This window comes from Actinomadura macra NBRC 14102, assembly GCF_001552215.1.
In the GTDB taxonomy this organism is placed as follows: Bacteria; Actinomycetota; Actinomycetes; order Streptosporangiales; family Streptosporangiaceae; genus Spirillospora; species Spirillospora macra.
In genome coordinates, this window is sequence record NZ_BCQT01000020.1 from 131,744 (window position 1) to 158,326 (window position 26,583).

Annotated in this window: 19 protein-coding genes, 1 pseudogene and 2 CRISPR repeat arrays; of the genes and pseudogenes, 12 read left to right on the plus strand and 8 right to left on the minus strand. The window is 67.6% G+C overall.

What is annotated here, in order from left to right:
- The first annotated feature begins 352 nt into the window (after positions 1-352).
- The 12 genes and pseudogenes from AMA02S_RS32245 to istB all read left to right on the plus strand — a co-directional run bounded on the left by AMA02S_RS32245 (position 353) and on the right by istB (position 12,329).
- Complete coding sequence (locus AMA02S_RS32245) at positions 353-916, plus strand: hypothetical protein (RefSeq protein WP_067466048.1); 564 nt, start codon at positions 353-355, stop codon at positions 914-916.
- 567 nt (positions 917-1,483) lie between these two features.
- On the plus strand, positions 1,484-1,816 hold the full coding sequence (locus tag AMA02S_RS32250; RefSeq protein ID WP_067466051.1) for a hypothetical protein: 333 nt from the start codon (positions 1,484-1,486) through the stop codon (positions 1,814-1,816).
- Positions 1,817-1,861: 45 nt separating this feature from the next.
- Entirely contained in the window at positions 1,862-3,616 is a 1,755-nt protein-coding gene (locus AMA02S_RS32255; protein WP_169806931.1) for a relaxase/mobilization nuclease domain-containing protein, read from the plus strand.
- 141 nt (positions 3,617-3,757) lie between these two features.
- Positions 3,758-4,051 carry a hypothetical protein gene (locus tag AMA02S_RS43070; RefSeq protein ID WP_067466057.1) on the plus strand — a complete coding sequence of 98 codons (294 nt, stop codon included), beginning with the start codon at positions 3,758-3,760 and terminating at the stop codon, positions 4,049-4,051.
- A 59-nt stretch (positions 4,052-4,110) separates the two neighbouring features.
- Entirely contained in the window at positions 4,111-4,974 is an 864-nt protein-coding gene (locus tag AMA02S_RS32265) for a DUF2637 domain-containing protein (RefSeq protein ID WP_067466060.1), read from the plus strand.
- Positions 4,974-6,947 (plus strand): toprim domain-containing protein, encoded by a 1,974-nt coding sequence (locus AMA02S_RS32270; RefSeq protein WP_067466063.1) that lies wholly within the window; start codon positions 4,974-4,976, stop codon positions 6,945-6,947. The genes AMA02S_RS32265 and AMA02S_RS32270 overlap by 1 nt, the downstream gene beginning before the upstream one ends.
- Positions 6,944-7,831 carry a hypothetical protein gene (locus AMA02S_RS32275; RefSeq protein WP_067466066.1) on the plus strand — a complete coding sequence of 296 codons (888 nt, stop codon included), beginning with the start codon at positions 6,944-6,946 and terminating at the stop codon, positions 7,829-7,831. Before AMA02S_RS32270 ends, AMA02S_RS32275 begins: the two co-directional genes overlap by 4 nt.
- Before the next feature lie 21 nt (positions 7,832-7,852).
- Complete coding sequence (locus AMA02S_RS44785) at positions 7,853-7,978, plus strand: hypothetical protein (protein WP_281181942.1); 126 nt, start codon at positions 7,853-7,855, stop codon at positions 7,976-7,978.
- Between the two features lie 867 nt (positions 7,979-8,845).
- Entirely contained in the window at positions 8,846-9,460 is a 615-nt protein-coding gene (locus AMA02S_RS42315; RefSeq protein WP_157430952.1) for a hypothetical protein, read from the plus strand.
- A gap of 146 nt (positions 9,461-9,606) precedes the next feature.
- A pseudogene (locus AMA02S_RS32285) lies at positions 9,607-9,879 on the plus strand (IS481 family transposase); the annotation flags it as partial.
- A gap of 390 nt (positions 9,880-10,269) precedes the next feature.
- Positions 10,270-11,505, plus strand: coding sequence for an IS21 family transposase (gene istA / locus AMA02S_RS32290; protein WP_067466072.1), 1,236 nt, complete (start codon positions 10,270-10,272; stop codon positions 11,503-11,505).
- Positions 11,505-12,329 carry an IS21-like element helper ATPase IstB gene (istB, locus tag AMA02S_RS32295; protein ID WP_067466075.1) on the plus strand — a complete coding sequence of 275 codons (825 nt, stop codon included), beginning with the start codon at positions 11,505-11,507 and terminating at the stop codon, positions 12,327-12,329. The genes istA and istB overlap by 1 nt, the downstream gene beginning before the upstream one ends.
- A gap of 108 nt (positions 12,330-12,437) precedes the next feature.
- Positions 12,438-15,581: a CRISPR direct-repeat array (repeat unit 29 nt; unit sequence GGGACCATCCCCGCGTGCGCGGGGAGCAG).
- Between the two features lie 90 nt (positions 15,582-15,671).
- Positions 15,672-16,189: direct repeats of the CRISPR family, unit length 29 nt; unit sequence GGGACCATCCCCGCGTGCGCGGGGAGCAG.
- Positions 16,190-16,359: 170 nt separating this feature from the next.
- Here the strand turns inward: istB and cas2e are convergent.
- From cas2e to cas3, 8 genes are read right to left on the minus strand one after another with little or no spacing between them, the layout of a single operon-like run.
- Positions 16,360-16,710 (minus strand): type I-E CRISPR-associated endoribonuclease Cas2e, encoded by a 351-nt coding sequence (gene cas2e, locus AMA02S_RS32300; RefSeq protein WP_067466077.1) that lies wholly within the window; start codon positions 16,708-16,710, stop codon positions 16,360-16,362.
- A complete protein-coding gene (gene cas1e / locus AMA02S_RS32305) occupies positions 16,707-17,660 on the minus strand; it encodes a type I-E CRISPR-associated endonuclease Cas1e (RefSeq protein WP_067466079.1) in 954 nt (317 codons plus the stop codon). The genes cas2e and cas1e overlap by 4 nt, the downstream gene beginning before the upstream one ends.
- A gap of 3 nt (positions 17,661-17,663) precedes the next feature.
- Entirely contained in the window at positions 17,664-18,353 is a 690-nt protein-coding gene (gene cas6e, locus AMA02S_RS32310) for a type I-E CRISPR-associated protein Cas6/Cse3/CasE (RefSeq protein WP_067466080.1), read from the minus strand.
- 1 nt (position 18,354) lies between these two features.
- Positions 18,355-19,062: a type I-E CRISPR-associated protein Cas5/CasD gene (cas5e, locus tag AMA02S_RS32315; protein ID WP_067466082.1), complete on the minus strand. Its 708-nt coding sequence runs from the start codon at positions 19,060-19,062 to the stop codon at positions 18,355-18,357.
- The gene (cas7e, locus tag AMA02S_RS32320) at positions 19,059-20,264 is read right to left on the minus strand and encodes a type I-E CRISPR-associated protein Cas7/Cse4/CasC (RefSeq protein ID WP_067466085.1); all 1,206 of its coding nucleotides are present in this window, start codon (positions 20,262-20,264) and stop codon (positions 19,059-19,061) included. The genes cas5e and cas7e overlap by 4 nt, the downstream gene beginning before the upstream one ends.
- Positions 20,261-20,890: a type I-E CRISPR-associated protein Cse2/CasB gene (casB, locus tag AMA02S_RS32325; protein WP_067466088.1), complete on the minus strand. Its 630-nt coding sequence runs from the start codon at positions 20,888-20,890 to the stop codon at positions 20,261-20,263. The genes cas7e and casB overlap by 4 nt, the downstream gene beginning before the upstream one ends.
- Positions 20,887-22,566: a type I-E CRISPR-associated protein Cse1/CasA gene (gene casA / locus AMA02S_RS32330; RefSeq protein WP_174551005.1), complete on the minus strand. Its 1,680-nt coding sequence runs from the start codon at positions 22,564-22,566 to the stop codon at positions 20,887-20,889. The genes casB and casA overlap by 4 nt, the downstream gene beginning before the upstream one ends.
- Positions 22,538-25,414, minus strand: coding sequence for a CRISPR-associated helicase Cas3' (gene cas3 / locus AMA02S_RS32335; RefSeq protein WP_439951618.1), 2,877 nt, complete (start codon positions 25,412-25,414; stop codon positions 22,538-22,540). The genes casA and cas3 overlap by 29 nt, the downstream gene beginning before the upstream one ends.
- Positions 25,415-26,583: the final 1,169 nt, after the last annotated feature.

Here is a 26,583-nt window from a genome sequence, read left to right on the forward strand (position 1 = left end):
ACCGGACCGACGAACGAGCACCAACGTCACCCATGTCGTGACGTTCGGCACCTGGGTCTTGCGGTCGTCTATCAGTCTCTCAAGCGGCTCCATGGGCAGGGCGTTGCTGGGCCTCTTGTGGAACTGGACTCCGGCGATACCGAGCCGGAGCGGATGGGACAGCGAAAGGACGGCGGAACCCCTCCAGGCTTCAACACGCCGTTTCAGCATGCTGGTCACGTCCGAGGTCTTGGTTGATCATGGAGCGCAAACAGCCTTAGAGCTTGTTAGTACAAGGCAAGGGCTGTGAACGCTTGTCAACGAAGGGAGCGCTGCATGGTCCGACTGACGATGAAGTTGGAGGACAACTCCGTTGAACGATCGCGAGACAACTACGGACGAGGACATCGAGCGGCTCGCTGGCGAGTTGCATGAAAACGTCCGAAGGCTCAACCACGTAACCCAAGGCCCGCTGGGACTCACCCAGCCGGCGGCCGCTTACACGGTCCTGGGGAACTTGGCCCAGACCGCCTTCCGCCTCGTCCAGACCGCCGAGCAACTCGACTGTTTCCTTACCGAACAGCTGGACGCTGGGCGCCTAGGGCACGACGAGGGCCACGATCCCGTCACTACCGTGACGAAGGCGCATGCCGCACTGGCGCGGGCCACCGAGCAAGCAGCCGACCTCGGTGAAACCTTCCGTCGAGCCGCAGGTGCGGTCGCGTCCATCCACGCCCTTGACCCCGAGGAACAACCATCCCTGGACAGGTCTCCGTTGGCAGACGTGAACAGCCAGGAAGATGCTCAGGTGGAGTCTGCGGCAGAGGGCTTCCCGAAGCCGATCGATGACGTCCTCGGCGACTCGGCTCCGGTTGAGCAGTCGCCAGCACCGCCCCGTTCGTCACCGCCGATACCGCATCCGCGTCGCGAACGGTGAGCTGAGGCCGACGGACGGTTGGCGGAACGTCTCCGGCGTTGCGAGGGGAGGAGTCTGCGGTGCTGCTGGAAAGCCGTAGCGTCTTCCTCGCGAAGGGCCAGGCCGTGCAGCGCTGCGAGAAGCTTCCTGGCCTGGGCGAGTTGTTCGGAGGTGCTGTGCCGACGCCTGCGAGCGCTTGCCCAGCCCAGGGCGGCGAGCTTAGGAAGATCCGTCCCTTGCTCAACGCTCATCAGTCGGCACTCTCCTGTGTGATGTGGACGCGAGTCGTTGACGCGCTGCGGTTCGGCGGCCGTGTCGGCAACGCCATACAAAGAGAGACGGTGGAGCGGGTTGGCCGGCCTGCTCACTCGTGCGCGTGAGTTGTCCGCTGGAGGCTGGCCGACGCGGAGCAAGAAATGGAAATCCTAAGGATTTGGCCAGTGGGCCGAGCGCGGCCCACTGGGTTGGGAGCGGATCGAGCGCGATCCGGGTGGAGGTCCGATGACTGAAGGCGCCGCGGGCCCGTTGCCCGGGAGACCAACCAAACGAAACCGAAGGGCGCACCGTACGCCACGGCGCGGTCGGGCCTTGTTCGTCGCCTTGTCTGAGGATGAGCATCACTTGTTAGTGGCGGCCGCAGGGCGGGAGCGTCTGGCAACGGGGGCTTGGGCGGCTCAAGTCCTGCTGGCGGCGGCGCGCGGTACGGAGCGGCCCGAGTACGTCGAACTCCGGGAGACGTTGGCAACGGTGATGCACGCAGCCGGACAGGCTCGGCGGATCGGGGTGAACCTCAACCAGGTGGTCGCTGCGTTGCATTCAGGGGAGCCGCCGCCGCAGTTGCAGTGGTACGCCGAGGCTGCGGCGCGGACCGTCAGAAAGCTCGATGACCTCGCTGACGAGTTGTGTCAGCGTCTTCCGTAGTGTGACTCGCGAGCATTGATCGGGAAGGTGCAGCGGGGCCTACGGGTGCAGGGCCTGGTCCGGTATCTGTATGGGCCTGGGCGGTGCGAGGAGCACAGCGATCCCCATATTGTGGCGGGATTTCGGAGTCCCGCCGAGTTAGAGCCGGCCTTGCGGGCGGACGGCCACCAGGACTTTCGCCATCTGGACGGGTTGCTCACTCAGCCACTCGCTCTGCTGGGCGAACGGAACTACCGCAAGCCGGTGTGGCATCTGTCGGTGCGCGCAGCGCCGGAGGATCCGATCCTCAACGATCGGCAGTGGGCCGAAATCGCGCACGAAATGATGTCCCGGACTGGACTGGTCCAGCATGGCGACGAGGATGCCGTCCGGTGGATCGCGGTTCGCCATGCCGACGACCACGTCCACATCGTGGCCACGCTGGCGCGCGCGGACGGGCTGCGGCCGGAGGTCTGGAACGACGGATATCGGATCCGGGACGCCTGTCGCGTGATGGAGGCACGGTTCGGGCTGCGGTCCACGGCACCGGCGGACCGGACGGCGGCGCGGCGAACCAAACGGGCGGAGGTGGAGAAAGCCCAGCGGGTTGGTCGTAGCGAGGCGGCGCGCGATGTGTTGCGGCGGCACGTCGCGACAGCGGTGGCCGGGGCACGGACAGAGGTCGACTTCTTCGCCGCTCTGAGGGCTGAGGGAGTCCTGGTACGCGAGCGATTCAGCACGCGGCTCGTCGGCCAGGTCACCGGTTACGCCGTCGCGGTGCCTGATGATCTGAGCGCGGATGGACGGCCGGTGTGGTTCGGCGGTGGGAAACTGGCCAGCGACCTGACCCTGCCCAAGTTGCGGCGCCGGTGGGGGACGGAGAGTCTTGCTCGTCCAGGTCCTCGTCCGCTGTCCGGACGGTATGTGTCGGTGCGGACGGGCCGCGCCGTCTTGCGGACGACCGTCCGCCGCGCAGCGGACGAAGCGCGGACGACAGCGGAGTTCCTCGAACTACTCCAGCAGCAGGGGTTGCTGGTCAGGAGCCGCTACAGCCGAATCGACCCCGATCAGCTCACGGGATACGCCGTCGCGTTCCCCGACACGGACGAGCCGGTCTGGTACACCGGTGGTCGGCTTGGTCTCGAACTCGCTCTGCCTCGCATTCAGCAACGCATGAGCAATTCAGAGCGTGACGCTGAGACGGAGGGGGACGATCTGACGCCTAAAGAGCGTCAGGCGTTCTACGACGATGCTGTCCGGGCCGCTGCTTACGCCACATCCCAGATCCGCCGGAACCTGGCCACCGATCCCTATGGGGCGGAGGACGCCTGTTGGGCTGCGTCTGACGTCCTGCGCGTGGCCGCCAAGGTCACCGGCAATCGCCATCTCGTGCGTGCGGCCGATACATATGGTCGTGTGGCCCGGCCTCCGTATGGTCGTATCCCTCGTCCCAGTTCGGCCGGTCACGGACTTCGCCTTGCGGCCAGGTTGATGGTGCTGGCTGGAACACCGGATCGAGGTTCTGTGTCGGTCCTGGTGCTGGTCAGCCGTTTGATCGCTCTCCTGGACGCCATCACCCAACTCCGGCTGCTCCAGCAGCGCTCGGCGCAGGCGGGCGCCGCGCGTGCCGCGAGCCTGCAGTTGAGTCAAGCGGCGACAGGTCCCGCCCAGGCGGCTCGCCATGAAGCTCTCGTTCAACCGTCGCCGTTCCAATTGGCCATGGCGGCCTTCCCCGATCCTTGGGCCCCTGCAGGCGGTGGGAGCGCGGTCGGCCCGGCTCCGATCGCTAGTCGTCTGCCGGTGAGTCGGCGAGTTCTCTGAACCCGATTTCGATGCTTCTGAGGTGCTGACACGCCGACTGGCTACTTTAATTGACGATAGCCCAGGTGTGATGCATCTTCTTGATCAAGAATTCTAGTTGATGGTCGTCCGGCTCATCGACTGACATCACCGGGGGATGCAATGCAGACGCAGGCAACGACCACACAGGCTGAGCTGGAGGAACGGCGCGCCCGACTCCTCCGTCTCCACTACGAACTGCGGCACATCGGGGCCTGCGCACGAGCCCGCAAACCGCGCAACGGACGCTGGCGTCTGAGGGTCAGCCACAACGGATGGTCAGAGACCGTCCTGTGTGCTGGAGCCGAGGGCGCCTACGCCTATGTCACCGCCCACGGTCGTCTGCTCGGCACCACCGACGAGGTTCGGTATGTCGCCCGCTTGCTGGTCTGGATGGTCGAAAGGCGCCTCCGGTGACCTCGCATCGTCCACCAGATTCGACGGCTCTGACCGACGGCACGAAGAAGGCCGCGCGAGTGCATCGAGAAACACGGGTCGTCAAGTGGGTGGCCGTCGGGATCGCTCCACTGATCGTGGCGCTGGCGGCGCTCGGTGGCCTCGGCTCGTTCACCACCATCCGGCAGATGGCCGCCCCGCACTTCGGCGGATTGGCGTGGATCGTCCCGGTCGGGATGGACGTTGGGATCTTGATCCTGCTGGCCTGGGATCTGCTGATGGAGTACCTGGACCTGCCCTGGCCGGTGTTGCGCTGGGTCGCCTGGCTCTACATCGCCGGCACCGTCTTGGTGAATGTGGCCGCCGCGCAGGGGAGCTTCGCCGGAAGTGTGATGAACGCGGCCATGCCCGTCCTGTTCATCACAGTGGTCGAAGGGGTCCGGAACCTGATCCGCCGGTGGGTCGGGCTGACGTCCACCAGCCGGGTCGAACGAGTTCCAGCAGCACGCTGGACGCTCGCGCCGATCTCCAGCCTGCTGTTGTGGCGCCGCATGATCCTTTGGCACATCACCGAGTACCGGCAGGGGCTCGAACTGGAGCACCGCCGCCTGATGGTCGTTTCCCTGCTACAGCAGGACTACGGCAGGTGGGCGTGGCGGTGGCGAGCACCGCTGGCCGACCGACTCGGGATGAATCAGCTGCCGTGCCTCCAACTCACCTCGGGAAAGGACGCAGGTGAGAACACATCCGATGACAGCAAGCAGGACGACCAGCTGATGGCCATCGCCCGGCAACTTCAGCGGGAAGTAGAGCGAGACGGAGTCCACCTGAGCCGGGATCGGCTCGGCCGCAGGCTACGCGAGCGGGGCTTCACGATCGCCAACCACCGGCTCACCCAGATGGTTGCCACTGTGCGCGCGGAGTCGGCCAGGCGGGAGTCGTGATGGCTGAGGACGAGCAGCAACGACACCGGCTGGAAGCTCTGCAAGGAATCACAGACCACATGGTCGCCCGCCTCGCCAGCGGACGCCTCACATGGGACGAGTGGTTGGAGCAGGCGAGTCGGCACGGACGATACGGCTTCCCCAACACCCTCCTAATTCCGGCTCAACGCCCCACAGCGACCGATGTTGGCTCCTATAACGCCTGGCAGAAGCGTGGACGACAGGTCCGCCGCGGCGAGACGGGCATCCGGATCATCTCCACCCGGGGAAGACCGCGGACCGTCTTCGACATGGAGCAAACCGATGGCGAGGTGATCGAGAAAGCTCCGATTTCCCCGGCGGAGGGACTCCGCCGGTTGGCGGGGCTGGCTGCCGACCTCGGTCTCTACCTGGATCGGGGGCAAGGTTGGACCTACCTCGGACAGCAGGGGCAGCGCGTCCAACTTCCCCCAGAACTGGACGACATCGCCGCGGCCTCACTGCTTGCCCACCAAATCGCCCACGCGCTGCGGCCCGGCGGGCATATCGACACCACTGGCACCTATGCGGCACCATGCCACGGTGTGCGGCGCGTCCTGGCGGACTCGGTCGCCTCCCTCGTTCTCGCCGAACTGGGGTTGCCGGTCTCGCACCTGTCCTTTCCGGGGCCTCGGCTGTGGGCGGGAACGGACGTCCGCACAGACTCCTCGGCTGCGGTCCGCGTCGTCGGAGATCAGATCGTCCGGATGGCCACGCGCATCAGCCGCCGTCTCATAGAAGCCACCGCGGGCAATCTCCCTTCGGCACCTACCCCGGCCCTCTCCGCCACCACGAAGACCGTCGCACCACAATTGACTCGCCCGACCAGGCCGGTGCAGCAGGTGCCGGCTGGCAGGGCCCTGCCAGATGTCCGTGCCGCGTTGGCCGATGCACATCGCCTCTACCAGCGGAACCTTCGCGGGAGCTGGGGAGCCCGCTACCTTGCCGGCCGCGGCTTCACCCATGCGATGCAGGAGCAATGGGAGCTCGGCCTTGCCCCACGCTCCCGCCAGGCCCTGCTGCGTCACCTACGCAACCTCGGACATGACGACGAGACACTCCTCCAAGCCGGCCTGATCAAACGAAAAGACAACGGGGATCTTCTCGACCTGTTCGGAGACCGAATCCTCTTCCCCTTCCGCGATGAGGAAGGGGAGATCACTGGCTTCATCGGCCGCCGTCATGACAAAGCCCCAGGCCCGAAGTACCTCAACACACCCGAGACAACGCTCTTCCACAAGGGCAACGTGCTCTTCGGCCTGCATGAGGGGCGCACCCGACTCTGCGGCACGACACGTCCCCTACTTGTGGAGGGCCCGCTCGACGCGATTGCGGTGAACGCCACGTTGCCGGCCGAGTACGCCGCAATCGCGCCCTGCGGCACCGCGATCACCGCCGCGCACATCGACGCGATCGCCGCACACATCGACCTAGGAAAGTCCGGACTGGTCATCGCGCTCGACGGCGACCCCGCAGGACAAGCCGGGGCAGTCCGAGCCTGGCAGGTCCTGCGGAACATCACCGGCCCGGTTGAGGCGGCCGTCCTACCTCAGGCTCAGGACCCGGCAGATCTGCTGTCTCGATCGAGACAAGCAGGTGTCCGCGAAGCATTACTTTCTGTAACACCCCTCGCTGACCTGGTAATCGATGAGAAGATCAAGAAGTCCGGGGGACGTCTGGAGTTCATCGAGTCCCGCCTGGCCGCTGCCCAGGCGGCCGCCGCACTGATCGCCGAGCTGCCACTCGACCAGATCGCTCGACAGGTCACCCGCGTCGCCTCCCGCACAGGCATGGCCCCGGCCGAGGTCACCGCGCTTGTCGCCTCAGCGATCAGCCCGGACCCAGCCCCGGACAGTGCGCAGGCCCAGCCTTTCAACACCGGCCAACAGCAACCCGGCGACCGGCGTCCATCTCGCACGACCTCTCCCGAACGCACCCACCGGAGGACCGCATGACCCAGCAACACCCCGACCCGATCGCCGAAGGGTTCCAGCACACCGGGCAACGACTCATCCAGCTCGTCTCCGCCGCCGCTGGCGTCCAGCAGCTCGTCGCCCAGCGCAAGCACCGGTTAAAGGCCGCCCGGCAAGCATTGAACGAACAAGATCAACGAGCGGACGAGGAGAAACGAAGAGCCACGCGCGCCCACGCCCGTACCCGCTGGGGTCGTGCCCACGACCGCAATTGGCTGCGCTACGCCAGTCTGTTGGACGTCGCCGACGCCTGGGCAGCCGGCATCCCGTACGCCAAGGACAACAGCTCAGCAGCCCGCGCCGTCGACCGATGCGAGGAACAGCTCCGCCACCTGCACCCGCACGCGATGAGCCACTACGACCGGTTCCGCAGTGAAGGCAAGGACGCCCTCGACGCGATGATCCAGGCCGCCCCCTTCTTCGCCCGAGAGCCGCACGTCCGCACCGGTCATCCGGCACCCCCACAGGCCGAACTGCTTGAAGGCACCGGCAACGAGTGGGCAGCGCGGCTCCACGGCCCGGATCGGAGCGAATGGGAGGAGTCCCGCCGACAGCAGCGTGCGAGCGAGATCGCCGACCAGCTACGGGGCAAGCTCTGCCTCCAAGGACACCAGCCTCAACCCGAAGAGCTGCGAACGATCCTGGAGATCACCACGAACCTTCCTGAACACGTCATCACCAAGGCCGTCCCAATAGCCCCGTATTCGCACCTCACCCCGAGCCCGGACGTACGAGGGGCAGCCGAGGATTTCCCGATCCCCATCGACGAGGCGCTGGAGATGAGTGCTAACCAGCCCCGCGAAACGACAGCGGACCGACGCACGCCCTCCCAGATTCTCGACCGGAACCGACGACGGAGTCTCTGACCAAGCGAAGGGAACAAACCGATGGCTGCCATCCAGAACAGCATCCTCTTCTGGCTCGGACTGATCGGCCTTCTGGCCTTCCTGGCGGTGTTGCCGACCCTCATCGCGTCATCCGCGGAGCCGACGACATCGGCCACATCATCTTGATCAACGCGGTCTGCTGTGCCATCGGCTTCGCCTGGCCGATCGCACTGATCGCCGCCATCACCTGGCCTCGTCGCGATCCACGCCGTGCCCGACCCTCCTATCAACGCCCGCCCCCGGTGCCCGACGGCCACTACCGGAACGACACTGGCAAACGGAGGCCATATGCGTGACCGTTCAGCCATCGGCAAACCACTCCGTCGGCGAGGACGCACGAACAGACGCGTTCATCGAACCGCAGGACGATCGATCCGAACGTCCACGCGCTGGCTCCCCGTCATCATCAACTCCACGTTCCTCTTCGGCACGGGCGCCCTAACCACTCACTCCTCGTGCGTAAGCACGGGCCCGGTCGCCATTCGGCGTGTGGTGGCATGTGGCCCGTTCGGTCCGGTGGCCGAAAAGTACGTCGACAAAGACAAGGTCTGTCGCCGCGCCCGTCAGGAAGTACTGCGAAGCCTCCACACTGGCCAAGACCCGGACTGGGACGATGTCATCCGCGATTCCATACCGAGGGCGTCCGAACGGCCCGGCCGCCACCAGAACTCAAAGCATCACCGCCAGCCTGCGAGGAAGCCCAACACGAACCCGACACCGCCGAACGCATCACCCACAACCGGGCCAACCTTGCCTCCAAGCCGAACCGAAATGCAGCCCCGACCAGGGGCACCAGCGTTTACAGCACCGGAGACACCAGGGCCACCTCACCCTCAGCCCACCGCAACGCTCCGCACCGTGTCAGATGACCATGGGCCCTGGTTGATCCTCTGTACCGGAGCCATCGCGCTACTCGCCTTGATCAGTGGTGCCGCCTGCGCAACCAGACATCGTCGGGGCATCATCCTGGCAACGAGATCGATGCTCAGGTACGTGACGCGACAGCCCCGGTCCATCGTGCGCCCCGACTCCACAGCAGCAGCCGGCCAGTCGTCACCCAACGCACCTCGATTCCTCCCCTTCACCGCGAACGGAACTTCGTTCACCGGGCCAGGCGCCGAAGACGCCGTCCGTCACCTGTCCATAAACATCCTGAGGCGGCGGCAAGGGGACTCCGCCGAACTCGTACTCAGCCGCCCAGACGCACGACGATTGTTCGGTACAGACATCGGCGCTTTCCGGGAGGACCTGGTTCCCGGTCTCCTCCTCACAGACGACCCCGAGCAAACGCACGCCCTCCTCGCTCGGCACACCATGACCCGGCGCGTCCTCGTCACCTACGACGAAACCGAAGACTTCCGCGAAGTCCTCAACCACCAACAGGGCCAACTGGCCGTCGTCTCTCTGTCGCCCCGGGCATGGGCGCCCACGGAGATCCTGGCGAACGGTGCGATTACCAGCAGCAACGACGCAGACTCGTCCTCGATCAACCACCTGCCGCTGCTGTCGAAGACCGATGCCCTCAACCAGCTCATGTCCATGCCGACGCTCGCTCGGCATCGCGACGGGCAGACGGCATCAGGGAACAGGGTCTCCACTACGCCGTAGGGGCTTTCCCCTGAACCGTGGACACGGTTGCTATGCGACTTGCCACCCTGGGCGACTGTTGTTCGTAGTTGATCGGGCTTATCTGGCCCAGCGCCGAGTGACGGCGTCTGATGTTGAAGCGGGTTGCCCACCGAAACACTGCCAGCGTTCACCTGCGCTGGAAACAGCGGCTGGGCCCGGTGCAGATCGCCGGACTGCTGGGCCTACCTGTCTCCACCGTGCACGCCGTACTCGCCCGCTGCCGCCTCAACCGGCTCTCGCACATCGACCGCGCCACCGGCGAGCCGATCCGACGCTACGAGCACGACCACCCCGGCGCGACGCTCAACGCCGACGTCAAGAAACTGGGCAACATCCCCGACGGCGGCGGCTGGCGGTTCGTCGGCCGCGCCCAGGGCGAACGCAACCGCCAAGCAACCGCCCGTCGCCGGGGGTTCAGTTTTTTACCCGTCGTCGGGAGAGGGACCATCCCCGCGCGTGCGGGGAGCAGATTCCGATGAATTTGCCCTGGGCGTCGTAGACGGGACCATTCCCGCGTGCGCGGGGAGCAGCCGGTCTACAGCGTGCACGACGGCCTGGCGGTGGGACCATCCCCGCGTGCGCGGGGAGCAGGTGAGACCGACCTCGCGAAGATTGGGCTCGCGGGGACCTTCCTCGCGTGCGCGGGGAGCAGGGGCTCGGCGTCGCGCCGGTGCGGGGACGGGCGGGATCATCCCCGCGTGCGCGGGGAGCAGTTCTACGTGTCGACGACGGGTGAAAACTGACCCCCAGGCGACGGCCGAATTCTGACCCCCTTCACTCTCTGGAGGGTGATCAAGGTGGAGGACTGGGCGGAGATCCGCCGGTTGCACCGGTCCGAGCAGATGCCGATCAAGGCGATCGCTCGGCGGTTGGGCGTCTCGAAGAACACCGTCAAGCGGGCGCTGGCGGCCGATGACCCGCCGAAGTACCGGCGGGCGGGGAAGGGGTCGATCGTGGACGCGGTGGAGCCACAGATCCGGGAGTTGTTGGCCGAGTTCCCGGACATGCCGGCCACGGTGATCGCCGAGCGGATCGGCTGGGCACGGTCGCTGACGGTGCTCAAGGACCGGGTCCGGGTGCTGCGACCGCAGTACCGGTCGCCCGATCCGGCGTCGCGGACCACGTATCAGCCCGGTGAGCTGGCCCAATGTGATCTGTGGTTCCCTCCGACCAAGGTGCCGGTCGGGGCCGGGCAGCAGACCAGCCCGCCGGTGCTGGTGATGGTGTCGGGGTATTCGCGGTGGCTGATGGCGCGGATGCTGCCGTCTCGGGCGGCTGGTGATCTGTTCGCCGGGATGTGGGCGCTGCTGCGGATGCTGGGCTCGGCGCCCAAGACGCTGGTGTGGGACAACGAGGGCGCGATCGGGCAATGGAACGGTGGGCGTCCACGGTTGACCGCCGAGGCCAACGCCTTCCGCGGCACCCTGGGCATCAAGATCGTGCAGTGCCGGCCCGGTGACCCGGAGGCCAAGGGCGTGGTCGAGCGGGCCAACGGTTATCTGGAGACCTCGTTCCTTCCGGGCCGGTCGTTCAGCGGTCCCGACGACTTCAACGCGCAGTTGGCCGGGTGGCTGGGCCACCATGCCAACGTCCGTCATCACCGGCGGATCGAGTGCCGCCCGGCCGACCGGCTGGTGGCCGACCGGGCGGCGATGGTGGCGTTGCCGCCGGTCGAGCCGTTGGTCGGGTGGCGCACCTCGACCCGGCTGGCCCGCGACCACTACGTCCGCATCGCCTCCAACGACTACTCGGTCCATCCCTCGGCGATCGGCCGGCTGGTCGAGGTCGTGGCCGATCTGGAGCAGGTAACGGTGACCTGCGGCGGGCAGAACGTCGCAGCGCATCCGCGGTGCTGGGCCGTCCACCAGTCCATCACCGACCCAGTCCATGCCCAGGCCGCCGCGGCGATGCGCCGTTCTGGCCTGCAGGTCACAAGGGCGCCGGTCGACACCCAGGTCGAACAGCGGCGGCTGGCCGACTACGACGCCCTGATCGGCATCGAGGGCACCGAGGGAGTGGCGTGATGGCCGGAGTCCGAGCCAAGACCACCGCGACAGCGCCCAACAGCGGCCGCAACGTCGATGCCGAACTGGCCTATCTCACCCGGGTGTTGAAGGCCCCGTCCCTAGCGGCCTCGGTCCAGCGGCTGGCCGAACGGGCCCGCGCCGAGTCCTGGACGCACGAGGAGTTCCTAGCCGCCTGCTTGCAACGCGAGGTCGCCGCCCGTGAAGCCCACGGCAGCGAGGCCCGCATCCGCTCGGCCCGCTTCCCCGCCCGCAAGGCCCTGGAAGACTTCGACTACGACCACCAACGATCACTCAAACGTGAGGTCATCGCCCACCTGGGCACCCTGGACTTCGTGGCCGCCCGCGAGAACGCGGTGTTCCTGGGACCGCCCGGCACCGGCAAGACTCACTTGTCGATCGGGCTGGGCATCCGCGCTTGCCAGGCCGGACACCGTGTCTGCTTCGCCACCGCCGCCGGGTGGGTCGCCCGCCTGGCCCAAGCGCACACCGCCGGACGGTTGCAGGACGAGCTCACCAAGCTCGCCCGCATCCCGGTCCTGATCGTCGACGAGGTCGGCTACATCCCCTTCGAGCCCGAGGCCGCCAACCTGTTCTTCCAGCTCGTCTCGTCCCGCTACGAGCGCGCCTCGCTGATCGTGACCAGCAACAAGCCGTTCGGGCGCTGGGGCGAGGTGTTCGGCGACGACGTCGTCGCCGCAGCCATGATCGACCGTCTCGTCCACCACGCCGAGGTCATCAGCCTGAAGGGAGACAGCTACCGACTCAAGAACCGCGACCTGGGCCGCGTCCCCGCGGCCAGCACCACCAACGACCAGCAGTAACAACTCGTAACCAACGACAACATCAAGGGGTCAACTTTCAGACGTCCCCAGGGGGTCAGAATTCAGCCGCCGTTGACACTACGAGCCGGAGGGCGATCCCCTGCCCTACGGACCATCCCCGCGTGCGCGGGGAGCAGCCCTTGCCGTCCAGCTACCTCCAGAATCCTCCGGGACCATCCCCGCGTGCGCGGGGAGCAGAGGAACACCGCGGCGAGCATCATCGTGTTCTTGGGACTATCCCCGCCTGCGCGGGGAGCAGAACACCGCCACCTTCGGATCCGGCGCGTACGGGGGACCATCCCCGCGTGCGCGGGGAGCAGTGCTGACGCGCAGCCAGGATGGCACTCCGATCGGGACCATCCCCGCGTGCGCGGGGAGCAGAGTGGCGGCGCCGGGTGGGAGGGGCCGGAGGTGGGACCATCCCCGCGTGCGCGGGGAGCAGCACCGGCTCAAGGCGCTGGGTGCGCGGTGGGCGGGACCATCCCCGCGTGCGCGGGGAGCAGCACACCACGATCCAGCGGCGCGTCCGCGTCGGGGGACCATCCCCGCGTGCGCGGGGAGCAGCAGTCATCAGGCGTTCTCCTTCTTTCCAAACAGGGACCATCCCCGTGTGCGCGGGGAGCAGGTGATGCTTTCACCTGAAGGGGCCTGGCCGCCGGGACCATCCCCGCGTGCGCGGGGAGCAGGAGTACCTGCACGTCCCGATCTCCGGCGGGTCGGGACCATCCCCGCGTGCGCGGGGAGCAGGTACGCACAGCGTCTCAGCGTGGCATCGGGCGGGGACCATCCCCGCGTGCGCGGGGAGCAGCCCGGGGCGATGGTGACCAGGAACCCGGCGGAGGGACCATCCCCGCGTGCGCGGGGAGCAGTCACGTAGGCCATACCGGCGGTGATCTGCACGGGGACCATCCCCGCGTGCGCGGGGAGCAGAGGGCCAGAGCCGGTGGCCATGGCGACGCCGAGGGACCATCCCCGCGTGCGCGGGGAGCAGCCGACCTCGAACTCCACCGGCGTCTCGGTGTGGGGACCATCCCCGCGTGCGCGGGGAGCAGCATCGACGCGAGCAGCGCCGTGAACTGCCACGGGGGACCATCCCCGCGTGCGCGGGGAGCAGTAGATCGCGTCAGGCGCGTCGGGGTTGTCGAGGGGACCATCCCCGCGTGCGCGGGGAGCAGCTCGTCCTCGACGACCATGCCGCTGACCCAGCGGGACCATCCCCGCGTGCGCGGGGAGCAGCCGATGCCGTGGGCGGCGGTGGGGTAGAGCCGGGGACCATCCCCGCGTGCGCGGGGAGCAGCCCGTCGCCGCGCTCCACATCGTGACGGCCACGGGACCATCCCCGCGTGCGCGGGGAGCAGTGGCAGGACATGCGCCGCAGCGAGCCGGCGCTGGGACCATCCCCGCGTGCGCGGGGAGCAGCTCCTGGATGGGCATACCAAGTCAGTACCGGCGGGACCATCCCCGCGTGCGCGGGGAGCAGCCTCACGGCGTTCCTGCCATCCAACCGACCGGAGGACCATCCCCGCGTGCGCGGGGAGCAGTCCAACGTCGAAGGCGGCTCGACTCCGACCGGGGGACCATCCCCGCGTGCGCGGGGAGCAGCCGGCACCTACGGAAACGGGACAGGGCTCGTTGGGACCATCCCCGCGTGCGCGGGGAGCAGATCACGTCCGGCCAGCCATCGCCGCGGCTCTTGGGACCATCCCCGCGTGCGCGGGGAGCAGTTGAGCTTGCGGACGGCGCCCGCGGTGGTGTCGGGACCATCCCCGCGTGCGCGGGGAGCAGCAACGATGTAGCGGTAGAGCTGGTTCTGCATCAGGACCATCCCCGCGTGCGCGGGGAGCAGCCGAGGCTGAAGGCGGCCTTGTTCAGGGCGTGGGGACCATCCCCGCGTGCGCGGGGAGCAGTGGACTTGCTCACGCGCTGGGTCCTTCCTTCAGGGACCATCCCCGCGTGCGCGGGGAGCAGCCCGCCGGGGGTGGGGCGGCCGGTGACGGCTCGGGACCATCCCCGCGTGCGCGGGGAGCAGTGGTTCGTGACGATGGACGGGGCGACGTTCGCGGGACCATCCCCGCGTGCGCGGGGAGCAGCCGAGCGTGCAGGGGACGTTGTACGACTGGTTGGGACCATCCCCGCGTGCGCGGGGAGCAGCCCGGGCCCGGCCTTCATCGCCGCGTAGTGCTCGGACCATCCCCGCGTGCGCGGGGAGCAGACCTGTCGCAGTCGCAGGTGGAGGCGGTCGCCGGGACCATCCCCGCGTGCGCGGGGAGCAGCGCACGGCCGGCCGCATGGCGGTGGATCTGGCGGGACCATCCCCGCGTGCGCGGGGAGCAGCGCCAGGGCTGGCTGGCCTGCTGGGCGGTGGCGGGACCATCCCCGCGTGCGCGGGGAGCAGATCATCGAGAGGAACAGGAAGGAGTTGCGTCAGGGACCATCCCCGCGTGCGCGGGGAGCAGTCGAGCAGCTTCCGAGTCTCACGAACCCACAGGGGACCATCCCCGCGTGCGCGGGGAGCAGCCCGTACGCAAGCATGACCGCGCGTTCACGTGGGGACCATCCCCGCGTGCGCGGGGAGCAGACTCACTGCCTGCCGTCTCCATATCCCCCGGCGGGACCATCCCCGCGTGCGCGGGGAGCAGTGTGACCCGGGTGTTCCCGGTCGTTCCTCTCTGGGACCATCCCCGCGTGCGCGGGGAGCAGCTACGCCCAGACCGCCGGGTTCCAGGTGCTCAGGGACCATCCCCGCGTGCGCGGGGAGCAGGTGGACGTGCCCACGACGGTGTCGCTGAGCCAGGGACCATCCCCGCGTGCGCGGGGAGCAGGCGATGTTGGGGTTGCTGATGGGGTTCCTGCCGTGGACCATCCCCGCGTGCGCGGGGAGCAGCGGGCCCCGGGTCCGCGCCGTGTCCGGTCCGCGGGACCATCCCCGCGTGCGCGGGGAGCAGCAGCGGACCGTGCAGGACTGGCTGAACGCCGGAGGACCATCCCCGCGTGCGCGGGGAGCAGCCTTATGCCACTCCCCCGTCACGTCATACGCCAGGACCATCCCCGCGTGCGCGGGGAGCAGGATCCGCATCGGGCACGTGGTCGACACCGGTCGGGACCATCCCCGCGTGCGCGGGGAGCAGAGACGCGCGCTGGGTCTCGGGTCTCGGGTGGCAGGGACCATCCCCGCGTGCGCGGGGAGCAGACCAAGGTCGACGAGGCCACTCCGCTAGGCCAGGGACCATCCCCGCGTGCGCGGGGAGCAGTTCGGCTGCGGCCCGCTCGATCGTCTTGCCGAGGGACCATCCCCGCGTGCGGGGAGCAGGACGAGACGCCCCGCATCCCCCGGCGCGGGGCGGGACCATCCCCGCGTGCGCGGGGAGCAGTCGGCAGCCGACAGGCACAGGCCGGCGAGGTAGGGACCATCCCCGCGTGCGCGGGGAGCAGTCTGCGCCGGTCACCTCTATCAACCAGTGCAAGGGACCATCCCCGCGTGCGCGGGGAGCAGCGGATGGTGCGAGCGGGAGGCCTCGCGATCATGTGGACCATCCCCGCGTGCGCGGGGAGCAGGACGTGTGGGGTGGCCGCGAACAGAGCCGATGGGGACCATCCCCGCGTGCGCGGGGAGCAGCTCGTTCGGCCGCGGCGCGCGATGACGCTCCAGGGACCATCCCCGCGTGCGCGGGGAGCAGAGACGGCGAGCCCGAACCGGCCGTAGGCTTGTGGGACCATCCCCGCGTGCGCGGGGAGCAGTGGTCACGGGCGGAGCACCCCTGCGGCGACCTGGGACCATCCCCGCGTGCGCGGGGAGCAGTCTCCGGACTCGCCTGGGCTGAGCGAATACGGGGGACCATCCCCGCGTGCGCGGGGAGCAGACTTCCTGACCTGCGGGTTTATCAGCGGCAGGGGCTGCTTTTGAGTACTTCTCTGGAATCGGACATTGCTGCACGAACCCCTTTTGTGGCAACAGGGCCGGGCCGTTGGGGGTAGCCACGGCATGAAGGCGATGGGGAAGTGGGGGCGTCGGGAGGTGAGCGTTTGGTGGTCAGCGTTTGCCGTACCGGCGGCGTTTGCTGGCTTTGCTCCAGCCGGTCGGTGAAGGGGTTGCTGAGATGGTGGGCTGGTTTTTGGGGCGGCGGATCAGGGTGAGACCTTCGTGGTCGATGGGGTGCCACTTGTGGTCGCGTGACTCGAAGGTGAAGCCTTGTTCGTTGTTGGTGCTGTAGGCGAGGAGGGCTCGGCCGGTGTCGGCGTATTGGTGGACCTCGTCCCAGAGGGCTTGCCTGATGCGTGCTGATGGGCCGCCGATGAAGACGCCGGGAGCGATTTCCATGAGCCAGCGGGTCAGGAAGCCGCGTAGGCCGGCGGGGCAGTTGGTGAGGATGATGATGGTCACCAGTTCACGTCTTCGGCGTAGTTGCGGCCTGAGGCGACGTTCATGCCGTGATCGCTTTGCAGGGTGACGTGGTCGGTGTCGTCTGCTGTGGGGTCGGTTCGAGTGTCGTCGGGCAGGAGTAGTTGTTTGATGTCGGCGACGCATCGCTGGAGTAGCTTGACCTGGTTGACGCGGTCACGGATGGCGCGGCGGGTGCGTGCGCCAATGTCGGCGGGACTGTCTGCGGCGACTTCGAAGGCGACGGGGATGGCGATCTCGGTTTTGTAGAGGTCGGCGATGTCCAGGACGAAGGCGAGTTCGTGGCCGGAGTGGATGAAGCCGAGTCCGGGAGCGCAGCCGAGTGCGGAGACGGTCGTCTGGGCGACGCCGTACATGCATTGCGCTGCGGCGGTAACGGCCTGGTTGGCGGCGTCGCCGGAGTCGAACTCTCCTGGCTTGTATTGGCGGCCGGTCCAGGGGAGGCCGACGCGGGTTGCTTCGTAGCGGTAGCGCTCTTTGACTCGTTGGCCTTCTTTGCCGAGTAGTTCGTGGCGGCTGAGTCCGGCGGGGTCTTCGCCGGGGAAGCGCATGCGGTACATGGCGCGGGCGACGTCGAGTCGGCTGCGGCGGTTGGCCCATTTGGTGGCTTGGGCTTCCACCAGTGCGGATGAGCGGTTGAGGGAGCGTCCGCCGGAGTAGAAGCGGACGCCTTGTTCGCCGACCCAGACGACTCCGGCTCCGCTGTCGCCCAGCACGCTCATGGCTTGGTGGGTGACGCGGGTGCCGGGGCCGAGTAGCAGGGTGCCGATGGTGGCGGAGGGGATGTGGGTGATGCCTTCGGCGTCCTCGGCGGTGATGGCGTTGTCGTCGCGGTGCAGGGTGCAGCGCTCGAGGTAGATGAAGGAGAGCCGGTCGCTCATCCGCGTGAGTTCGCGGGGTGAGGACGCGCGGCGTTTGCCGACGGTCGACATCGGTCAGGTCTTCGCCAGGGTCATCAGGCCACAACCGTAGGCTTTGGCGCGGCCGAGTCCTTGGGTCAGGGTGGAGCGGAAAGCGTCGGGGTCGGTGACTTCCAGGCGTCCGTCGAAGGTGACGGCGACCACGGTGACCTGGCCACTGTTGCCCTTCTTGGCGAAGCGGAGCTGTCGGCGGCCGTGGACGAGCAGGTCGTGGGTGTCGTGGCCGGGAATCAGCTGCTGTTCGGAGGGCTTCTCCGACACCCTGAAGCCCGCCTTCTCCTGCTGTTTGAGGAGCCAACCCAGTTGGTGTGTGGGGCCGATGTGCGCCGTGACCTTGGTCGGTTCGTCGGCGTTGCGGCGGATGCTGTGGACGGGGTTGGCGGTGAGTCTGAAGCTCCAGGTGTCGCCTTTGGTGAGGCGTTTGAGGAAGGGCGTGTAGTCGAAGGTGTCCCAGCGGGCTGTGGTGGGCCAGCCTGCCTGCTCGACCAGGTGGGTGAGGTCGGGTCGCATGGGGCTGACGATGCACAGGTGTGTGGCGGCGTTGCTGTCGCGGTCTAGCCGCCACAGGACACGAGGCCTGTTCCCTCCGGACGTTGGAGGTTCGGCGAAGGATGTCATGACGGCTGCGTGCATGGTCTGGGGGGAGGACAGTAGTTTGCGGGCGCCGACACGTCCGGTGTTGATGCGCAAGCGCGTCAGGTACATGTCACTCGCTCCTCAGGACGGACGTCGGGTCGTGCGCGACGGTCTGAAGCGCACGCGGGTTCGGGACGGTGGCCGTCGAGCTGCGGACGCCGCGGAAGGCGTACCGGCGGTGTGCGGGGTCGAAGCTGAGCGGCTGGTCGCGGAGCATGTCAGCACGTCGCGTTTCACCGGTCGCCTCGATGAGCAGCTCAAGCGTCACGCGTGACTCGTCACGTCGGCGCCATTGGTGCCACTCTGATGCCCGCCAGGTCTCGGCTTCCAAAGCGGCTTCGAGTTCGAGGTTCTGGTGCAGATTCAGTTCGATGGGTCGTGAGGGTGGGCACGACCGGCGGCCCAGGTAGGGCAGGTACCCGGGTCGTCTAAGTGCTTGGAGCAGTTCCGCCAGTTGCTGGTGTGGCCCTTGGAGGGCGGCGACGAATACGGCGTCGGCCAGGTAGAACCGCTCGGAGACGGGGAAGGCGTCGCCGGTGTCGATATCGTGGGCGGTCTGGAAGTCGCGGAGCGGGGTACCGCGCTGGTCGACGCGGACACCGAACCGCAACGCGGCCAGGTCGGACGGGTCGGCGGTGCGGGGGCGGCCGAGTGCTGCGGCAAGCAGCCCTAGGACACCGCTTTTGGTGGGGGCCGACTCGGTGGTGCGCCTGGCGAAGCGCGCCGAGGAACCCCATGCCTGGAGCGGGCCAGCGAGCTGGAGGAGCAGGACGCTCATGCCGAGCCGTTCTGCCGCCGCTCGACTTCAGCGCCGACCGCGGTCACCGCATCCCGTAGCGGCAGTTCGGTGCCCAGCGCCGCCAAGGCTTGGGTGTCGTCGCCGGCGCGTGTCACCCAGGTGAGGGTGTCCTCGTCGACGCCGAATGCGGTCTCGATCGCGGGAATGTGCTTGGCGAGCCGTTCGCTGGCTTCGCGGACGTGACCGCCGGTGTCCTGGTCGGCCTGGCAGGGCCGTTCGAACGCGCTGACGAAGTTGACCGGGCGCGACGAGCGGAGCTTCACCACCACCGCGTCGGGCAGGGTGTGGTGCCCGAATGTATTGATCTTGCCGGTGGGCAGGGACTCGGTGAATCCGAGCACGAACGCCTCAACCGCACGGCGGACGGGCGTGTCCAGCGGTTCGTCCTCGCGCAGGCCCTTTCCGAGGTTCTTGCGGAGCAGGTCGACGTCGAGGGCGGCGTAGCGGTAGAGGGTCGCGGAGTTGAACTCCACGGTCCCGATCATGCCTGCGCCCTTGTCGTCTTCCTCGCGCTCCTTGTGGTCGTCGACGGCGGTGTAGTAGTCGGACTCGACATCGGCGCGGTGGACGCTGATGGCGTGGGCGACCTGCGCGGCCGCATCGACGTTGATGTCGGTGTTGTCGGCGACCATCCGGCCGAACAGGGCGATGTCGATCGAGTGGCGGCTGTTGGCGTACTGCTTGGCCGCGGCCTTGTTCTCCTTCTCCTTGAAGAATGCCTTGATGTCGTCGCGGCCCTGCACCGCCAGCTCTGCCAGGGCATCCAGTTGGCGGGCACTGAGGAAGATCAGGTACTTGCCTTCTGGTGCCGGTTCCGGCTTGCCGTCCTTGGCGTCTTTGGCGTTGCGTTTGGGGGGTTCGACCTTGGCGCCGGTCGCGGCCGTGATGGTCTCGGCCGCCAGGGCCCACGCGTCGGCTTCGGAAATGGACTCGTCCAGGTCGCGGATGTGTCCGCCGAGCAGTTCGGCCAGACGACGCGTCCGGACTCCGAGGTCTTGGGGGTCCAGGATGTCCTGGAACGCTCGGCGGGTGGCGCGCTTCCACGCCTGACTGGAAACGCGGGCTCGGCGCACGCCGCCGTAGACGGCGGACTTGGGGGTGCCGGTGTCGTCCCGGTTGAGGTTGCTCGGCGGGACGGTCTGCAGGACGTGCACCTCGACGATGGTCCGTGGGGTGGTCATGCGGTGTCCTTGTCTGTGGAGGTGTCGTCGCCGGCATCGGCTTTGTAGGTGTGGAAGCTGCGTCCCCAGTCGCGGCGGACCTTGCTCATACCGTCGGGGGTCTGTGCTTGGTAGAGCTGGCGGGCGAGCCGGCCGTAGTCCAGCGGGACCCCGTGCCCGCGCAGCAGGGAGACGATCTCGCGGAGCCTGTAGGCCAGGGCCTGGGGAGTCGCGGCGGTACCGACCCGGACGAAGCGCCGTCGGATCGGCTCGTCGATGTCGTTGGGTGGCATCAGCCGCCGAACCGCCTGCCCCAGGTCCACGCCCTTCTTGTGCATCGGGCGGCCTTGTGACTGCTGATGCAGGGCGTAGAGGGTGACCGCCAGGACGTAGGCCGCCTCGGCGCGGGTCGCCTGCTTGTCGTCACGCGACAGGAGCGGATGTTCGAACAATCGCTCCGCGCCGGTGACTCCCCACAGGTCGGGAACGTCCTGAGGTAGCTTGCCCGCACCTCGGCGCAGCTGGGCGAGGGCGCCGACAGCAGCAGACCTGTCCGCCAGGTAACCCTGCTGCACTTCGGCGATGAAACGGTCGGCTGCGTCCTCCACGAAGTCCGCGGGCTGTTGGACATCGGGTGCCGTTGTCATGCCGGGACCTCCGTTGTGGCGTCGTGGGGTCGTGCGCCGGGCAAGATCTTCGCCAGCCGTGCGGTGAAGATCTGGTCGGCGCGCGTGGAACTCAGCCAGACCGCACGTCCGTCATTGGTTGTCACGACGCGGCCCTCCCAGGCGGAGGGGCCGGCGGCTTCGACCAGGTCTCTGCCCAGGGCGCGGATCGTTTGATGCGCGACCCTCTGCCAGGTGGCCCGGGCCAACCGCGGTTCATCGGTTGATTCCAGCGCGGCGAGCCATTCGCGGAACGGGCCGTCCAACGAGCCGAAGCCCAAGCCGCGGGCCGCTTCCTGCCGTGGCTCGGCCGCATCGCCCGCGGCCCGGGCGAGGTCGGCGGCAAGGTCGGCGAGGATGCCGACGGCCTTCTCGGCGTCGGAAACGGCGTCGATCGCCTCCATGCCCAGCTCAGCGTCCTGTTCGTGCAACAGGACGACCGGCATCCGGATCTCGTCGTCGATCACCTCATCGATGACCGACTGCTGTGTTCCGTACACCGCGCCGATCAGCCGTGCCCGCAGCAGGAAGCCCGGCGGGAGCGAGCCCTCGACGGTCAGCCGGGCCAGCCAGTCCAGGATTCGCGGCCGCACGATCTGCGCCGCCTCCTGGCGCTGCTCGAAGCCTTGGGCCTTGCCGGCGACCAGTGCACCCAGCCCCCGCCAGGCGCTGCGGGAGGGATCATGTAGGCGCGGCAGGTAGACCTGCGCCTGCTTCAGCTTCTTTTCCTGAAAGGGACTGCGCCGCCACGCTGTCATCGGCTCCTCGGCGTACCTGTTACGCGCCGCGAGGGCGTCCCCGTAGGCCAGGACGACGCCGTGCACCCCTCGCTCGTCGAAGTGCAGCCGGACGCGTCGGGACGGCCAGGTGTACAGGTCCCGCAGCCCGTACGGCCGACGGACGGCCTCGACCTCGTCCATCGGTGCGGCGGCGAGAACCTCCCGCCGCCAGATCGGACGATCCTTCTTCGGGTCGCAGCGCAGCGTGGTGGTGTCGAAGGCGATCAGGTTGAGCAGCAGCGTCTCCCGCAGATCCTCGCCGACGGCGAGTACACCGCCGAGGTTGCCCGCCCACGCCACACCCTGCGGATAGCCCCGGCCGCCCTTGACCCGCGGGTCCCCGATCGCCCCCGACTTGATCCCCGAGGTGTCGAAAGCCTGCACGTGCACCAGCCACCGCGCAGCCTCCGCGAAACCCAGCCGCTGTGCTCCGCGTCCCCGCATCGTGAAGTACGCGGCGCCGTTGGGCACGTCAGCGACAATCTTGTTGAGGGAGGACACCTCGTTCTTCGCGGTGTGTAGCGAAGGCGCCTGCAGGAACGGCGTCTGCGGATGGAGGAGATCGAAACGCTCGTGATGATCGTCTAAGTATTCATGGATTCGGCTGAGAGGGAGATCGCCACTCCATAGCTCTTCCCACTCGTCCAGGTCCTGCGGGCCGTCGACCACATCGTGCAGGATTGCCAGCAGCAGCCGTATCAACGCAAAGTCCTGCGTGGGCAGGTCCCCGGCGATACGGCGCAGCGTACGGGCCTGGACGAACACCTCGCGCAGCGACACCATGCTGCTGGTGCCGTCGGCGCCGACCACCGGGATCCAAGCCTGACGAGTCAGGTCGAAAGACGGGGTCTCACTCGACACGGGTGACCTCCAGGCCATCGTCACGGTGGTAACTCAGCTCGTAACCTGCCAGCCGGGTACGACAGTTCTCGTCCAGAAACAAGATCAATTCTCCGGCGAGCCAGGAACTGTCCCGGAACTGCCACGCCGAAATGACCTCTTCCTCCAGTTCTGCTATGGCTTGTTCGGCGATCTGAGGAATGGTGAATTGGAACGGGAGCCGCAGGCCACACGCTGCGACAATGCGGCCCAGCCGCGGCTCAGGCACAGCATCGGTGGGCAGAACGCACCCTGCCTTGCCGGCATCCAGCCATGGGACGGTCCGGACCGTCCCGTCCGCCAATCGTTGAACGACCAGCACCTCCAGCGACTCCACACCGTCGCGGACCTGCGCCCGCCCGGCGGGAGTGTCGTCGGCGTCGCCTACTCCAGCGTCGATCCAGCCCAGCAGCGCACTACCGTCCCGCCCCACCGCCGCCAGCCGGAAACTCTCCGCCTTCTTGCGCTGCTTCTCGATGTACACCCGGTACTGAGCGCGAGCGGCGTCCAAGTCCCGTTGCCACGACTGCGGCCCTACGGCCGCCGATCCGTAGACGCTCTGAACCAGTGGGCTGATCTCCTCAGGCAGCCGCACAGTCCGCTCCGCCGGCGCCGCCCCCGTCAGGTACGGCCACAGCACCGCGGCCGTACGCAGCAGCACATACCGCTGATACACCCGTTGAGAACCCGCCACCGGCTCCACCGGCGCAGTGCTCCAGTCCGCCCCGGTCACCAGGCACCGGGCCTGACGCAACCGCTCGGGACGATCGCACTGCCCTTCGCCGCGCTGATGACGATGCAGCCGTCCCATCCGCTGTAACAGCAGATCGACCGGACACAGATCCGACACCAGCAGATCGAAGTCAATGTCCAATGACTGCTCAGCCACCTGGGTGGCCACCACCACGTGAGGGCCATCCGGACGGTCGCCACCCGCCCCGGGAGGACCAAACCGCTCCACCAGATCGGCGTCCTTGCGCATCCGATCCAGATCGAGGAAACGAGCATGCGCGACGCTGACGTTTCCCTCTCCCAGCCGTCCCCGCAGGAACGCGGCCGTCTGCAGCACGCGGTCCACGGTGTTGCGCACCACCAACACACACCCGCCCGCGGCCAACTCGCGGTCGAGGCGATCGGCCAGCAGCTCAAGATCGTCATCGAGCGGCTCCACCTGCACCTCAGTACGCCGCCCCGACGCCGACACCTCGTGGACGGAGCTCCCCCCACCCTTCGCAGCCACCGTGATCAACGGATAGCCGACCGCCTCACCCACAGCGTCCGCATCACCGGTACCGGAATAGGCATCCACCAACTCGCGGCGGCGACCAGACGGCAAGGTCGCCGACAGCACCACCACCGGCACCCCGTAGGCACCCAGCCAGGACAGCACCAGATCCAGGTAGGAGTTCATATAGGCGTCATAGGCATGCGCCTCATCGATGATCACAACCTTGCCCGCCAGCGCCAGATGCCGCAAAGCAAGATGTCGGCTCTTGAGGCCCATGAACAGCAACTGGTCGATCGTGCCGACCCCGAACGAGGCCAACATCCCCTTCTTACGACCCCGCAGCCACTGATGAGCCACCAACTCCGCCGACGCGCCGTCCGAATCCTCCTCGTCCGACTGCACACCGCGGGTTGCTCGCAGATCAGCCCACGTCAGCGCCCTGAAATCCTCGTTCAGCGCCGCCTTGGAGTGGGCGAGCTGAACCGACCACGCACCCACGTCGGTCCGCGCATCGGGCAAACGCTGCAACCAGCGCAACACCCGAGAGAACATCGCGTTACTCGTCGCCATCGTCGGCAAAGCGACAAACACTCCACCCGCACCCGACCGGCTCGCGAAAACCTCAGCCACCGCAAGCGCAGCCTCGGTCTTCCCTTCCCCCATCGGCCCCTCGATGATCATCAAGCCCGGTGCCATGCCGCCGGCGACCTGCACCGCCTGCTCCTGCAAAGGCCGAATCCGCGCACCAGCCGGCAGATCGAAGCGGGAAGTGAACAACTCCGCCAGATCGGAACCGGGGGCCACAGCCTGCCAGGGCGAGGGAAGCGCCAAACCCCGCCACGCCGCCTCAACCCGTTCATGATCGCTGCTGTCCCGGGCCTTACGGACGTAGGGGAACAGGTCGGCGTTGCTGGCAATCCAATCAGCGACGATCACCACGCCCGTCAGTAACGCCTGCGCCGGCTGAGGAAGCTTCACCTCACGCCACTCCGGCAGACGCTCGTCCACCCCGCACGCCCCCGCGCACACGTCCAGCAACTCCCACTGCACATCACGCCATGCACCCGCACTGTCGGGAGCGCGCAGCAACCGCGGTCGCGCGGCCAACTCCCGAATGTCCGACGGCGAAGGCGGAACACCATGATGACCACCCGCGACGACCGCCCACTGCCACGCCGGCCGCTTCCGCCAGCCATACCGCTCCATCAGCCACTCATGAAGCAAAAGCATTCCCGCAAGCCCATGAGGAGCCAATCGCCGATCATCCATCTGGCCACGCAGCGGCATATCCAACCCGACCCCGCGCATACCGTTGGCCAGCAGCTCGACCTGACATGCGAAAGCCGGCGTCGCCTTCCCAATGTCATGGGTAGCCGCCGACCACACCACCAACCGCCGCGCATCCTCCGCACCGCCGGGCAGTGCCACAGCGATCACATCCCGCACCTGCGCGGGAAGCCACTCGTCCCATAACAGCCCCGCGACCGCGCCGCTATCGGCGAGATGACGCCACAACTGCAGCCAGTCATCCTCATCGCGATCATGCTTGGCCCACACCTGCCGCGCAGCCTCAGACAACCCCGACCCGAGCCGCGCCAGCCCTGCCACCACATCCAGCACACCAGCATCCAACCCGCCCGCCCCGAAACCGTAAGGCGCTTCTACCAACCGGACCAGACTCGGACAACCCACTACCCACCGCATCCGATCGTGCTAGAAGAGCGACGGCGGCCGCGCTCATCCCCGCATGCGCGGGGAGCAGGTGACGAACTCCTTCAACGCGGAGTCAACCCCACATGCGTAGGGAACGGCCGCCGTCCCCGGGAGGCTATCGCCATACTAGGAATGCGGGAGATGATCATTGGGGCGAGGAGTCACTACTGCGTGCCCCCGAATCCCGTCCCGGTGGAGGGCGCTTGAAAACGGCCAGAGCCCAGACGACGGCGGCGCCGCCTGCCGCACCACCAGCTAACAGCGACTGGGGCAACTCCTGCTGCGCCCAGTACGTCAGGACGGCTGCAGAGCCAGCCACGACCGCTGCGATCAGGAGGATGCCGAGCGTGTACAGATCGAGCGGAGACTGCGAGTTATTGTTCATGCGCCTTGATGTCCTTGGGTGTACGAAGTCCTTAAACGCGTTCACCAGAACTTAAGCACGTACTCCCCGACCTAGTCACGGAGTCAGGGGGAAGTTGTATCGGCCGAGACGAAACGGACACGTGGCCACGAGGACCGCCGAATCGCCATGACCGGCTCGTCGCCGCAGGCCAAACGGCCTATCTTTTTGTTGATCTTACGTCCAGTATCGTGCCTAGTCTCTTTCAGGTCGAAGCACTGAAGAGAAGAAGACAGCCCGATATCCTGGATAACGCTTGAGCATCTGGAGTTGGGAACGCATCAGACCGAACACTCGCCTCTCGCAGCGGCCCGGCGTACACGGGGGTGGCCCCGAGTCGGTCGGGCGTATGGAGGAGATCGAGGAATGCTGCCCCGCGCACGCGGGAGTGGTACCCGTTAGCCGACTACCGGTCAGAACTCCGAAGCGTACATGCCGATTGGATCATGAAGAGCGGCTTGATCCCAGCCTTTTGACCCCTGGGAACGTCTAAGAGTGGATCCCTCGATGTAGTTGGTCGTTGCTGCCTGGTTGGAGGTCGCCGTTGGGTTGGGCACCTTGTCGTGCAGTTTGATGCCGACGGGTCCAGGGCGCAGGCGTGATGTTCGCCCTTGCCGACGTCCAAGGCCAGGCACACTGCGTACTCGGCGCTCACGTTCGCCTCCAACGGGAG

Coding starts and splice junctions, on each gene's coding strand:
- AMA02S_RS43070 (WP_067466057.1), top strand. CDS start 3,758: ATGCAGACGCAGGCAACGACCACACAGGCTGAGCTGGAGGAACGGCGC.
- AMA02S_RS32270 (WP_067466063.1), top strand. CDS start 4,974: ATGGCTGAGGACGAGCAGCAACGACACCGGCTGGAAGCTCTGCAAGGA.
- AMA02S_RS32275 (WP_067466066.1), top strand. CDS start 6,944: ATGACCCAGCAACACCCCGACCCGATCGCCGAAGGGTTCCAGCACACC.
- AMA02S_RS44785 (WP_281181942.1), top strand. CDS start 7,853: ATGGCTGCCATCCAGAACAGCATCCTCTTCTGGCTCGGACTGATCGGC.
- istB (WP_067466075.1), top strand. CDS start 11,505: ATGGCCGGAGTCCGAGCCAAGACCACCGCGACAGCGCCCAACAGCGGC.
- cas1e (WP_067466079.1), bottom strand. CDS start 17,660: ATGTCGACCGTCGGCAAACGCCGCGCGTCCTCACCCCGCGAACTCACG.
- cas6e (WP_067466080.1), bottom strand. CDS start 18,353: ATGTACCTGACGCGCTTGCGCATCAACACCGGACGTGTCGGCGCCCGC.
- cas5e (WP_067466082.1), bottom strand. CDS start 19,062: ATGAGCGTCCTGCTCCTCCAGCTCGCTGGCCCGCTCCAGGCATGGGGT.
- cas7e (WP_067466085.1), bottom strand. CDS start 20,264: ATGACCACCCCACGGACCATCGTCGAGGTGCACGTCCTGCAGACCGTC.
- casB (WP_067466088.1), bottom strand. CDS start 20,890: ATGACAACGGCACCCGATGTCCAACAGCCCGCGGACTTCGTGGAGGAC.
- casA (WP_174551005.1), bottom strand. CDS start 22,566: ATGGCCTGGAGGTCACCCGTGTCGAGTGAGACCCCGTCTTTCGACCTG.